The sequence below is a fragment of the Niveibacterium sp. COAC-50 genome (assembly GCF_013184235.1).
Taxonomy (GTDB): domain Bacteria; phylum Pseudomonadota; class Gammaproteobacteria; order Burkholderiales; family Rhodocyclaceae; genus Niveibacterium; species Niveibacterium microcysteis.
This window is the reverse complement of the sequence record NZ_JABCJM010000009.1, coordinates 117,251-126,897: the sequence shown is the minus strand read 5'-3', so window position 1 is coordinate 126,897 and position 9,647 is coordinate 117,251. Positions and strand designations below refer to the sequence as shown.

Genomic DNA, 9,647 nt, shown 5'->3' with positions numbered 1-9,647 from the left:
CTGACGGCCCGATGCCGCAAACGCGTGAGCACATCCTGCTCGCCCGTCAGGTCGGTGTGCCGTACATCATCGTCTTCCTGAACAAGTGCGACATGGTCGACGACGCCGAGCTGCTCGAGCTCGTCGAGATGGAAGTGCGCGAGCTGCTCTCCAAGTACGAATTCCCTGGCGACGATGTGCCCATCGTCAAGGGTTCGGCCCTCAAGGCCCTCGAAGGCGACAAGGGCGAGCTCGGCGAAGGCGCCATCATGGCCCTGGCTGACGCACTCGACTCCTACATCCCGACCCCGGAGCGCGCGATCGACAAGCCGTTCCTGCTGCCGATCGAAGACGTGTTCTCGATCTCGGGTCGCGGTACCGTGGTGACCGGTCGCGTTGAGCGCGGTGTCGTCAAGGTCGGCGAAGAAATCGAAATCGTCGGTATCAAGCCGACGGTCAAGACCATCTGCACCGGCGTTGAAATGTTCCGCAAGCTGCTCGACCAAGGTCAAGCCGGCGACAACGTCGGCGTGCTGCTGCGCGGCACCAAGCGTGAAGACGTCGAGCGTGGCCAGGTTCTGGCCAAGCCGGGTTCGATCACGCCGCACACCCACTTCACCGGTGAAGTGTACGTGCTGTCGAAGGACGAAGGTGGTCGTCACACCCCGTTCTTCAACAACTACCGCCCGCAGTTCTACTTCCGTACCACTGACGTGACCGGTTCGATCGCGCTGCCGGAAGGCACCGAGATGGTCATGCCGGGCGACAACGTGTCGATCACCGTCAAGCTGATCGCCCCGATCGCCATGGAAGAAGGTCTGCGCTTCGCAATCCGCGAAGGTGGCCGTACCGTTGGTGCTGGCGTCGTCGCCAAGATCATCGAGTAATTGTTGTGCAGGGGCGCCCGAACGGGCGCCCTTTGTTCTTTGCGTTCTTTACCGCTCTTTAGGAATACATCATGCAAAGCCAAAAGATCCGCATCCGCCTGAAGGCATTTGACTATCGTCTGATCGATCAGTCTGCCCAGGAAATCGTTGAAACCGCGAAGCGCACCGGCGCAGTCGTGCGTGGCCCGGTTCCGCTGCCGACCCGCATCGAGCGTTACAACCTGCTGCGTTCGCCGCACGTTAACAAGACCTCGCGCGATCAGTTCGAAATCCGCACCCATCAGCGCCTGATGGACATCATCGACCCGACGGACAAGACGGTTGATGCGCTGATGAAGCTCGACCTGCCGGCAGGCGTCGACGTCGAGATCAAGCTGCAGTAATTTGAACCGCTTGCGTATTTTTTAAGCAGGCGGTTATAATTTCGGATTCGCGCCCATCTGTTTGGGCGCGATTCGACTTTTTAGCGGTCCGGTCAATCGCAACCGGATTTTCAGGAGAACAACATGAGTCTAGGCCTTGTTGGTCGCAAGGTCGGCATGACTCGCGTCTTCGCTGAGGATGGTGTTTCCATCCCGGTGACGGTGCTTGACGTGTCGAACAACCGAGTGACCCAGATCAAGACGCCTGATGTCGACGGCTACGCCGCGATTCAGGTGACTTTCGGCAAGCGCCGTGCAAGTCGCGTTAACAAAGCGGCTGCCGGTCATCTCGCCAAAGCCGGTGTCGAAGCCGGTCACGTCCTGAAGGAATTTCGACTCGCTGACGAACAGCTCGCCTCGTACAAGGCTGGCGATGTCATCAGCGTCGAAATCTTCACCGTCGGCCAGAAGGTCGATGTGACGGGCGTGTCCATCGGTAAGGGCTTCGCCGGCACCATCAAGCGTCACAACTTCGGTTCGCAGCGCGCAACCCACGGTAACTCGCGTAGCCACAACGTGCCGGGTTCCATTGGTATGGCGCAGGATCCGGGTCGTGTTTTCCCGGGTAAGCGCATGTCGGGTCATCTGGGTGCTGTCCGTGCGACGGTCCAGAGCCTCGAGGTGGTGCGTGTGGATGCTGAGCGCGGCCTGCTGCTCGTGAAGGGCGCAGTGCCCGGTCACGACGGTGGTGACGTCGTTGTGCGTCCGGCTGTCAAGGCCAAGTGAGCGGGGGCGAGATGGAACTGAAGCTGATTAATGAGCAGGGCCAGGCTTCGTCGACCGTTCAGGCATCCGATGCTTTGTTCGGCCGCGAATACAACGAGGCGCTGGTGCACCAGGTCGTGGTGGCCTACCAGGCAAACGCCCGTTCTGGCAATCGTGCGCAATTGACCCGCGCTGAGGTCAAGCACACGACGAAAAAGCCGTGGCGTCAAAAGGGTACCGGTCGCGCGCGTTCTGGTTCGACTTCCAGCCCGCTGTGGCGTGGAGGCGGTCGCACCTTCCCGAATAGCCCGGACGAGAACTTCACGCAGAAGCTGAACCGCAAGATGTATCGCGCCGGCATGGCGTCGATTCTCTCGCAGCTGGCCCGTGAAGACCGTTTGGTGGTGATTGATGGTTTCGGTATCGAAGCCCCGAAGACCAAGCTTCTGGTTCAGAAGCTCAAGGGTATGGGCCTGGATTCCGCGCTGGTGATCACCGACAACCTGGACGAGAACCTCCTGCTGTCCTCGCGCAACCTGCACGATGTGCTGGTGCTCGGCGTGCAGGAAACCGATCCGGTTTCGCTGATCCGCTTCCCGAAGGTGATCGTCACCAAGGCAGCGGTCGCCAAGATGGAGGAGATGTGGCAATGAGCTTCTCTCAAGAACGTCTGTACCAGGTTCTGCTCGCGCCGCAGATCTCCGAAAAGGCGACTTATGTCGCGGAGAAGAACGAGCAGGTGATTTTCAAGGTGGCATCTGACGCCACCAAGCCCGAGATCAAGGCTGCTGTCGAGCTCCTCTTCAAGGTTGAAGTGGATTCGGTGCAGGTCGCGAACGTCAAGGGCAAGGTCAAGCGTTTTGGTCGCACGACGGGTCGCCGCAAGGGCTGGAAAAAAGCCTTTGTGTGTCTGAAGGCCGGTCAGGAGATCAACTTCGTTGAAGGGGGGGCCGCTTAAATGCTGGTCAAGGTCAAGCCGACATCCGCGGGTCGCCGCGGCGTCGTCAAAGTGGTCAACCCGAATCTGCACAAGGGCAAGCCGTTCGCCGGCCTGGTCGAAAAGCAGACGAAGAACGCTGGCCGCAATGCGCATGGTCGTGTCACGGTGCGCCACCAGGGTGGTGGTCACAAGCAGCACTACCGCGTTGTCGATTTCAAGCGCAACAAGGATGGCATCCCGGCAAAGGTCGAGCGTATCGAATACGACCCGAACCGTACCGCCCACATCGCGCTGCTGTGCTATGCCGATGGCGAGCGCCGCTACATCATCGCTCCGCGTGGTCTGGAAGTCGGTCAAGTGATCGTTTCCGGGTCCGAGGCGCCGATCAAGTCGGGTAACGCTCTGCCGATCCGGAATATTCCGGTTGGTACGACGATTCATTGCATCGAGATGCTCCCGGGCAAGGGTGCCCAGCTGGCTCGCGCCGCTGGTACTTCGGTCCAGCTGCTCGCTCGCGAAGGTAGCTACGCTCAGCTGCGTCTGCGTTCCGGTGAAATCCGTCGTGTGCACATCGAGTGTCGCGCGACGATCGGTGAAGTCGGCAACGAAGAGAACAGCCTCCGCAAGATCGGTAAGGCTGGTGCTCAGCGTTGGCGTGGCATCCGTCCGACGGTGCGTGGTACCGCGATGAACCCGATCGATCACCCGCATGGTGGTGGTGAAGGTAAGACCGGTGAGGGTCGCGTGCCTGTCAGCCCGTGGGGTACCCCGGCCAAGGGTTACCGTACTCGCTCGAACAAGCGCACGGACACCATGATTGTCCAGCGTCGGCACAAGCGCTAAGAGGTAAGAAATGGCTCGTTCTATCAAGAAAGGCCCCTTCGTCGATGCGCACCTTCTCAAGAAGGTCGATGCCGTTCGGGGTTCCAATGACAAGCGTCCGATCAAGACCTGGTCGCGTCGTTCGACCGTGTTGCCCGAATTTGTCGGCTTCACGATCGCGGTGCACAACGGTCGTCAGCATATTCCGGTGTATGTCACCGAGAATATGGTCGGTCACAAGCTCGGCGAATTCGCGCTGACCCGTACGTTCAAGGGTCACGCCGCCAGCAAGAAGGCGAAGAAGTAAGGAGCGACGATGGAAACCAAAGCAATTCTGCGCGGCGTCCGTCTCTCCGCCCAAAAGGGTCGGCTGGTGGCTGACCTGGTGCGCGGCAAGAAAGTCGACCAAGCCCTGAATACTCTGACGTTCTGCCCGAAGAAGGGCGCCAAGATCGTCAAGAAGGTGCTCGAGTCGGCGATCGCGAATGCGGAGCATAACGACGGCGCTGATATCGACACTCTCAAGGTGACGAGCATCTACGTCGAACAGGGTACGTCGCTCAAGCGCTTCACGGCGCGTGCAAAGGGACGCGGTAACCGCATCCTCAAGCCGACTTGCCACATCTACGTGACTGTCGGCGAGTAAGGAGCACACATGGGACAGAAGATTCATCCGACTGGCTTCCGCCTCTCGGTGACGCGTAACTGGACTTCGCGCTGGTTCGCAAACAGCCAGAACTTCTCGGGGATGCTTCTCGAGGACCTGCAGGTTCGCGAGCATCTGAAGAAGAAGCTGGGTCACGCTTCGGTTGGCCGTGTGCTGATCGAGCGTCCGGCGAAAACCGCCCGTATCACCGTTTACAGCGCCCGTCCGGGCGTTGTGATCGGCAAGAAGGGTGAGGATATCGAGCAGCTGAAGGCTGATCTGCAGAAGATCCTGAAGGTGCCGGTTCACGTCAGCATCGAAGAGATCCGCAAGCCGGAAGTCGACGCCAAGCTGATCGCCGACTCGATCGCGCAGCAGCTTGAAAAGCGGATCATGTTCCGCCGCGCGATGAAGCGTGCGATGCAAAACGCCATGCGTCTGGGTGCCCAGGGCATCAAGATCATGAGCTCGGGCCGTCTCAACGGTGCTGAAATTGCACGTACCGAGTGGTATCGCGAAGGTCGTGTGCCGCTGCATACGCTGCGCGCCGATATCGACTACGGCACCTCGGAAGCCAAGACGACCTACGGGATCATTGGCATCAAGGTGTGGGTCTACAAGGGTGACACCCTCGGCCGTGGCGAACAGCCTGCGGTCGTCGAGGCTCCGGAAGGTGAAAACCGCCGTCCTCGCCGCGGTGCCAAAGAAGGTGATGCGAAGCCGGGCGCCCGTCGTCCGGCCCGCCGTGCAAACGGCGATGGGGCGGCTGACAAGGCCGGTGCCAAGCGCGTAAACAAAGCAGGAGCGAACAATGCTGCAGCCGGCGAGAAGGAAGTATCGTAAGGAGCAGAAGGGCCGCAACACCGGCGTTGCGACCCGCGGCACCAAGGTCAGCTTCGGCGAGTATGGCCTGAAGGCGATCGGACGTGGCCGTTTGACTGCTCGCCAGATTGAGTCGGCGCGTCGTGCAATGACGCGTCACATCAAGCGTGGCGGCCGTATCTGGATCCGTATTTTCCCGGACAAGCCCATTTCGCAGAAACCGGCTGAAGTCCGTATGGGTAACGGCAAGGGTAATCCGGAGTACTGGGTCGCTGAGATCCAGCCGGGTAAAGTGCTGTATGAAATGGATGGCGTTGATGAGACGCTCGCCCGTGAAGCCTTCCGCCTCGCTGCGGCCAAGCTTCCGATCGAGACGGTTTTCGTTGCTCGCCAGGTGGGGCAATAAAGATGAAAGCCAGCGAACTCAGGGCGAAAGAGCCCTCTGAGCTGAACAAGGAGTTGCTTGATCTGTTGAAGGCGCAGTTTTCGCTGCGCATGCAACTGGCAACCCAGCAGCTGAACAACCACGCCCAACTGGGTAACGTGCGTCGCGATATCGCTCGCGTTCGTACGATTCTTCGCGAGAAGGGAGCCGCAAAATGACTGATGCCATCAAGCGGACTTTGAGCGGCCGTGTTGTCAGCGACAAGATGGAACGTACGGTGACCGTGCTGATCGAGCGTCGTGTTAAGCACCCGCTCTACGACAAGGTGATCATTCGTTCGAAGAAGTACCACGCCGACGTTGATGCCGGTGTTGCCGCTGAAGGCGACCTGGTTGAGATCGAGGAGTGTGCGCCGGTCTCCAAGACGAAGGCGTGGCGCGTGACGCGAGTGCTCGAAAAGGCTCGCGTAATTTAATACTTGCGGAACCCGCCGGGGCTCTGCTAGAATCTCGCGCTTCACCGATTGGCGTTCGGGTGGTTTCATCCGGACGCCAATCTGTTTCCACCCGAACGGGTTCCAAGACTGACTGCCGCTCACGCGGCGGATTAAGTTGGAGTTAAGCAATGATCCAAATGCAGACCATTCTGGACGTGGCCGATAACACCGGCGCGCGTTCGGTTATGTGCATCAAGGTGCTCGGCGGCTCCAAGCGCCGCTACGCTGGTGTCGGTGACATCATCAAAGTGAGCATCAAGGATGCCGCGCCGCGCGGTCGCGTGAAGAAGGGCGACGTTTATAGCGCCGTGGTGGTTCGTACCGCCAAGGGTGTTCGTCGTCCGGACGGCTCGCTGATCAAGTTCGATACGAACGCTGCGGTGCTGCTCAACAACAAGCTCGAGCCGATCGGTACGCGCATCTTCGGGCCGGTTACGCGCGAGTTGCGTACCGAGCGTTTCATGAAGATCGTCTCGCTCGCGCCGGAAGTGCTGTAAGGGCCGAATATGGACAAGATCCGCAAGGGTGACGAGGTCGTAATCCTCGTCGGAAAAGACAAGGGCAAGCGCGGTTCCGTGCTGGTCCGCGTGGACGATCAGCATGTTGTGGTCGAGGGCGTGAATCGTGTGAAAAAGCACGTTCGTCCGAATCCGGTGCGTGGCCAGGTGGGTGGGATTGTCGAAAAGGAAATGCCGATCGACATCTCCAACATCGCGCTCTTCAATCCTGCGACCCAGAAGGGTGATCGCGTTGGCTTCCGCGTCCTTGAGGACGGCCGCAAGGTTCGTTTCTTCAAGTCGAACGGCGAGCTGGTCGATCGTTAAGGAGTGGTGATGGCACGCCTGCAAGAGTTTTACAAATCGACCGTTGTTGGTGAGCTGACGAATAAGTTCGGCTACAAGTCGGTGATGGAAGTCCCCCGTATCACGAAGATCACTCTGAACATGGGTGTCGGTGAAGCGGTCGGCGACAAGAAGGTGCTCGACAATGCTGTGGGTGATCTGCTGAAGATTGCCGGCCAGAAGCCTGTAACCACCAAGTCGAAGAAGTCGATTGCCGGCTTCAAGATTCGTGATGGTTATCCGATCGGCTGCATGGTGACCCTGCGCGGTCCGCGGATGTTCGAATTCCTGGATCGTTTGGTGACTATCGCGATGCCGCGTATTCGCGACTTCCGCGGCATTGTCGCCAAGGGCTTTGATGGTCGTGGTAACTACAACCTCGGTGTGAAAGAGCAAATCATTTTCCCCGAGATTGAGTACGACAAGATCGACGCGCTGCGCGGTCTGAACATCAGCATCACCACGACTGCCAAGACGGACGACGAAGCGCGCGCGCTGCTCGCGGCGTTCAAGTTCCCGTTCAAGAATTGAGGGTGTTATGGCGAAACTCGCTCTGATCAACCGTGAAGATAAGCGCGCCAAAACGGTCGCAAAGTTCGCGGCAAAGCGCGCCGAACTCGTCGCGAAGATCAATGACAGCAAGCTGACAGACGAAGAGCGCGCAGCCGCGCGTCAGAAGCTTCAGTCGCTGCCGCGCAACGCGTCGCCGTCCCGTCAGCGCAATCGTTGCGCGCTGACCGGTCGTCCGCGTGGTGTGTTCCGCAAATTCGGTCTGTGCCGTAACAAGCTGCGTGAGATTGCTTTCCGCGGCGAAGTTCCGGGTATGACCAAGGCCAGCTGGTAAGGAGACGGAAGAATGAGTATGTCCGATCCGGTCGCCGATATGCTGACGCGCATCCGCAATGCGCAGTCGTCGCAGAAGGCATCTGTCTCTATGCCGACGTCCAAGCTTAAGGTGGCTATCGCTGAAGTCCTGAAGGACGAAGGCTATATCGACGGTTTCGTGGTTCGTGGTGAAGGTGGTCAGCGTGAGCTGGACATCTCGCTCAAGTACTACGCAGGCCGCCCGGTTATCGAGCGCATTGAGCGCGTGAGCCGTCCTGGACTTCGTATTTACCGTGGTAGCAACAACCTGCCGAAGGTCATGAACGGCCTTGGTGTTGCCATTGTCTCGACGCCGCGGGGCGTCATGACCGATCGCAAGGCACGCGCTTCCAATGTGGGCGGCGAAGTGCTCTGCATCGTGGCCTAAGGAGGGGTGCGATGTCTCGTGTAGCAAAGAACCCCGTGGTGCTGCCGCAAGGTGTTGAGGTGGCGCTGGCTGCAGGTGAAGTGTCGGTTAAGGGCCCGCTGGGTTCGCTGAAGCAGAAGCTGCATCCGTCGGTGACGGTTGAGCGTGACGGCGACAAGCTGGTCTGCAAGGCGGTTGCCGGTGCTGATCTGGGCAACGCGCTGTCGGGTACGACCCGCGCGCTGGTGGCGAACATGGTGAATGGCGTGACCAAGGGTTTCGAGCGCAAGCTCAACCTGGTGGGCGTCGGTTACCGTGCTCAGGCTCAAGGCGACAAGCTCAACCTGACGCTGGGCTTCTCGCACCCGGTCGTTCACCAGATGCCGGCCGGCATCAAGGTCGAAACGCCGACTCAGACCGAAATCCTGATCAAGGGTATCGATAAGCAATTGGTTGGTCAGGTTGCCGCTGAAGTGCGCGCGTACCGCTCGCCTGAGCCCTATAAGGGCAAGGGTGTTCGTTATGCCGACGAGGTGGTGGTCCTGAAGGAAACCAAGAAGAAGTAAGGGCGGAAGATCATGAACAAAAAGGAAACGCGTCTGCGTCGGGCTCGCAAAACCCGCGCCGTGATTGCCGAAAAGAAGGCGGTTCGCCTCACTGTGTTCCGCTCCAATTGCCATATCTACGCCCAAGTCATCTCGGGCTGTGGTTCGAAGGTTCTCGCGGCGGCATCGACCGTCGAGGCCGACGTCCGCAAGGATCTGTCGAACGGCGGGAACGCCGCGGCAGCTGCCGTAGTGGGCAAGCTTATTGCCGAGCGCGCCAAGGCCGCCGGTATCGAAGCGGTTGCGTTTGACCGTGCCGGGTTTAAGTACCACGGCCGCGTCAAGGCGCTTGCTGAGGCGGCCCGCGAAGGCGGCCTCAAGTTCTGAGCGGGGACGTCATGGCTAAGCAACAGACGAAAAAAGCACAGGCTGGTGAAGAGCGCGATGATGGCCTGCGCGAAAAGATGGTGTCGATCAACCGGGTCACCAAGGTGGTCAAGGGTGGTCGCATCCTCGGTTTCGCAGCGCTCACGGTGGTTGGCGATGGCGACGGTGGTATCGGAATGGGCAAGGGCAAGTCCCGCGAAGTTCCGGTCGCTGTCCAGAAAGCCATGGAAGAGGCGCGCCGCAAGCTGTTCAAGGTTTCTCTGAAGAACGGCACGCTGCAGCACCAGATCATCGGCAAGCATGGCGCATCGGTAGTTCTGATGCAGCCGGCGCCGACCGGTACCGGCATCATCGCGGGCGGCGCAATGCGCGCAGTCTTCGAAGTGATGGGCGTGACCGACGTGATCTGCAAGTGCCTCGGCTCGACCAACCCGTACAACGTCGTGCGTGCAACGCTCAACGGTCTTTCGGCAATCAATACGCCGGCTGAGATCGCTGCGAAGCGCGGACTGACCGTCGAACAGATCCTGGGGTAAGT

Annotated in this window: 20 protein-coding genes; all 20 read left to right on the top strand. The window is 59.6% G+C overall.

Features of this window, described 5'->3' with window-relative positions:
* Positions 1-866: elongation factor Tu (tuf, locus tag HH302_RS21575; RefSeq protein WP_172205051.1), on the top strand; the 866-nt coding region annotated here is incomplete at its 5' end.
* A gap of 71 nt (positions 867-937) precedes the next feature.
* Complete coding sequence (gene rpsJ, locus HH302_RS21570; protein WP_172205048.1) at positions 938-1,249, top strand: 30S ribosomal protein S10; 312 nt, start codon at positions 938-940, stop codon at positions 1,247-1,249.
* A gap of 123 nt (positions 1,250-1,372) precedes the next feature.
* Positions 1,373-2,014, top strand: a complete 642-nt coding sequence (gene rplC / locus HH302_RS21565) for a 50S ribosomal protein L3 (protein WP_172205045.1) — start codon at positions 1,373-1,375, stop codon at positions 2,012-2,014.
* Positions 2,015-2,025: 11 nt separating this feature from the next.
* Positions 2,026-2,646 (top strand): 50S ribosomal protein L4, encoded by a 621-nt coding sequence (gene rplD, locus HH302_RS21560; RefSeq protein ID WP_172205042.1) that lies wholly within the window; start codon positions 2,026-2,028, stop codon positions 2,644-2,646.
* Entirely contained in the window at positions 2,643-2,951 is a 309-nt protein-coding gene (rplW, locus tag HH302_RS21555; RefSeq protein ID WP_172205039.1) for a 50S ribosomal protein L23, read from the top strand. The genes rplD and rplW overlap by 4 nt, the downstream gene beginning before the upstream one ends.
* Positions 2,952-3,776, top strand: coding sequence for a 50S ribosomal protein L2 (rplB, locus tag HH302_RS21550; RefSeq protein WP_172205036.1), 825 nt, complete (start codon positions 2,952-2,954; stop codon positions 3,774-3,776).
* Positions 3,777-3,786: 10 nt separating this feature from the next.
* Positions 3,787-4,062, top strand: a complete 276-nt coding sequence (gene rpsS, locus HH302_RS21545) for a 30S ribosomal protein S19 (RefSeq protein ID WP_172205034.1) — start codon at positions 3,787-3,789, stop codon at positions 4,060-4,062.
* 9 nt (positions 4,063-4,071) lie between these two features.
* A complete protein-coding gene (gene rplV, locus HH302_RS21540) occupies positions 4,072-4,401 on the top strand; it encodes a 50S ribosomal protein L22 (protein WP_172205032.1) in 330 nt (109 codons plus the stop codon).
* Between the two features lie 9 nt (positions 4,402-4,410).
* Positions 4,411-5,244 carry a 30S ribosomal protein S3 gene (rpsC, locus tag HH302_RS21535; RefSeq protein ID WP_172205030.1) on the top strand — a complete coding sequence of 278 codons (834 nt, stop codon included), beginning with the start codon at positions 4,411-4,413 and terminating at the stop codon, positions 5,242-5,244.
* Positions 5,213-5,629 (top strand): 50S ribosomal protein L16, encoded by a 417-nt coding sequence (gene rplP / locus HH302_RS21530; RefSeq protein ID WP_172205028.1) that lies wholly within the window; start codon positions 5,213-5,215, stop codon positions 5,627-5,629. The genes rpsC and rplP overlap by 32 nt, the downstream gene beginning before the upstream one ends.
* Before the next feature lie 2 nt (positions 5,630-5,631).
* The gene (gene rpmC / locus HH302_RS21525; RefSeq protein WP_172205026.1) at positions 5,632-5,826 is read left to right on the top strand and encodes a 50S ribosomal protein L29; all 195 of its coding nucleotides are present in this window, start codon (positions 5,632-5,634) and stop codon (positions 5,824-5,826) included.
* Positions 5,823-6,083, top strand: a complete 261-nt coding sequence (gene rpsQ / locus HH302_RS21520) for a 30S ribosomal protein S17 (protein WP_172205023.1) — start codon at positions 5,823-5,825, stop codon at positions 6,081-6,083. Before rpmC ends, rpsQ begins: the two co-directional genes overlap by 4 nt.
* Before the next feature lie 149 nt (positions 6,084-6,232).
* Positions 6,233-6,601: a 50S ribosomal protein L14 gene (gene rplN, locus HH302_RS21515; RefSeq protein ID WP_172205020.1), complete on the top strand. Its 369-nt coding sequence runs from the start codon at positions 6,233-6,235 to the stop codon at positions 6,599-6,601.
* A gap of 9 nt (positions 6,602-6,610) precedes the next feature.
* On the top strand, positions 6,611-6,928 hold the full coding sequence (rplX, locus tag HH302_RS21510; RefSeq protein WP_172205017.1) for a 50S ribosomal protein L24: 318 nt from the start codon (positions 6,611-6,613) through the stop codon (positions 6,926-6,928).
* 9 nt (positions 6,929-6,937) lie between these two features.
* The gene (gene rplE, locus HH302_RS21505; RefSeq protein ID WP_172205074.1) at positions 6,938-7,477 is read left to right on the top strand and encodes a 50S ribosomal protein L5; all 540 of its coding nucleotides are present in this window, start codon (positions 6,938-6,940) and stop codon (positions 7,475-7,477) included.
* A 7-nt stretch (positions 7,478-7,484) separates the two neighbouring features.
* On the top strand, positions 7,485-7,790 hold the full coding sequence (gene rpsN, locus HH302_RS21500) for a 30S ribosomal protein S14 (protein WP_172205014.1): 306 nt from the start codon (positions 7,485-7,487) through the stop codon (positions 7,788-7,790).
* Between the two features lie 12 nt (positions 7,791-7,802).
* Positions 7,803-8,198, top strand: coding sequence for a 30S ribosomal protein S8 (gene rpsH, locus HH302_RS21495; protein WP_172205011.1), 396 nt, complete (start codon positions 7,803-7,805; stop codon positions 8,196-8,198).
* A gap of 11 nt (positions 8,199-8,209) precedes the next feature.
* A complete protein-coding gene (rplF, locus tag HH302_RS21490) occupies positions 8,210-8,743 on the top strand; it encodes a 50S ribosomal protein L6 (RefSeq protein WP_172205008.1) in 534 nt (177 codons plus the stop codon).
* A gap of 12 nt (positions 8,744-8,755) precedes the next feature.
* Entirely contained in the window at positions 8,756-9,109 is a 354-nt protein-coding gene (gene rplR / locus HH302_RS21485; protein ID WP_172205006.1) for a 50S ribosomal protein L18, read from the top strand.
* An 11-nt stretch (positions 9,110-9,120) separates the two neighbouring features.
* A complete protein-coding gene (rpsE, locus tag HH302_RS21480) occupies positions 9,121-9,645 on the top strand; it encodes a 30S ribosomal protein S5 (protein WP_172205004.1) in 525 nt (174 codons plus the stop codon).
* Positions 9,646-9,647: the final 2 nt, after the last annotated feature.

Coding starts and splice junctions, on each gene's coding strand:
- rpsJ (WP_172205048.1), top strand. CDS start 938: ATGCAAAGCCAAAAGATCCGCATCCGCCTGAAGGCATTTGACTATCGT.
- rplC (WP_172205045.1), top strand. CDS start 1,373: ATGAGTCTAGGCCTTGTTGGTCGCAAGGTCGGCATGACTCGCGTCTTC.
- rplD (WP_172205042.1), top strand. CDS start 2,026: ATGGAACTGAAGCTGATTAATGAGCAGGGCCAGGCTTCGTCGACCGTT.
- rplW (WP_172205039.1), top strand. CDS start 2,643: ATGAGCTTCTCTCAAGAACGTCTGTACCAGGTTCTGCTCGCGCCGCAG.
- rplB (WP_172205036.1), top strand. CDS start 2,952: ATGCTGGTCAAGGTCAAGCCGACATCCGCGGGTCGCCGCGGCGTCGTC.
- rpsS (WP_172205034.1), top strand. CDS start 3,787: ATGGCTCGTTCTATCAAGAAAGGCCCCTTCGTCGATGCGCACCTTCTC.
- rplV (WP_172205032.1), top strand. CDS start 4,072: ATGGAAACCAAAGCAATTCTGCGCGGCGTCCGTCTCTCCGCCCAAAAG.
- rpsC (WP_172205030.1), top strand. CDS start 4,411: ATGGGACAGAAGATTCATCCGACTGGCTTCCGCCTCTCGGTGACGCGT.
- rplP (WP_172205028.1), top strand. CDS start 5,213: ATGCTGCAGCCGGCGAGAAGGAAGTATCGTAAGGAGCAGAAGGGCCGC.
- rpmC (WP_172205026.1), top strand. CDS start 5,632: ATGAAAGCCAGCGAACTCAGGGCGAAAGAGCCCTCTGAGCTGAACAAG.
- rpsQ (WP_172205023.1), top strand. CDS start 5,823: ATGACTGATGCCATCAAGCGGACTTTGAGCGGCCGTGTTGTCAGCGAC.
- rplN (WP_172205020.1), top strand. CDS start 6,233: ATGATCCAAATGCAGACCATTCTGGACGTGGCCGATAACACCGGCGCG.
- rplX (WP_172205017.1), top strand. CDS start 6,611: ATGGACAAGATCCGCAAGGGTGACGAGGTCGTAATCCTCGTCGGAAAA.
- rplE (WP_172205074.1), top strand. CDS start 6,938: ATGGCACGCCTGCAAGAGTTTTACAAATCGACCGTTGTTGGTGAGCTG.
- rpsN (WP_172205014.1), top strand. CDS start 7,485: ATGGCGAAACTCGCTCTGATCAACCGTGAAGATAAGCGCGCCAAAACG.
- rpsH (WP_172205011.1), top strand. CDS start 7,803: ATGAGTATGTCCGATCCGGTCGCCGATATGCTGACGCGCATCCGCAAT.
- rplF (WP_172205008.1), top strand. CDS start 8,210: ATGTCTCGTGTAGCAAAGAACCCCGTGGTGCTGCCGCAAGGTGTTGAG.
- rplR (WP_172205006.1), top strand. CDS start 8,756: ATGAACAAAAAGGAAACGCGTCTGCGTCGGGCTCGCAAAACCCGCGCC.
- rpsE (WP_172205004.1), top strand. CDS start 9,121: ATGGCTAAGCAACAGACGAAAAAAGCACAGGCTGGTGAAGAGCGCGAT.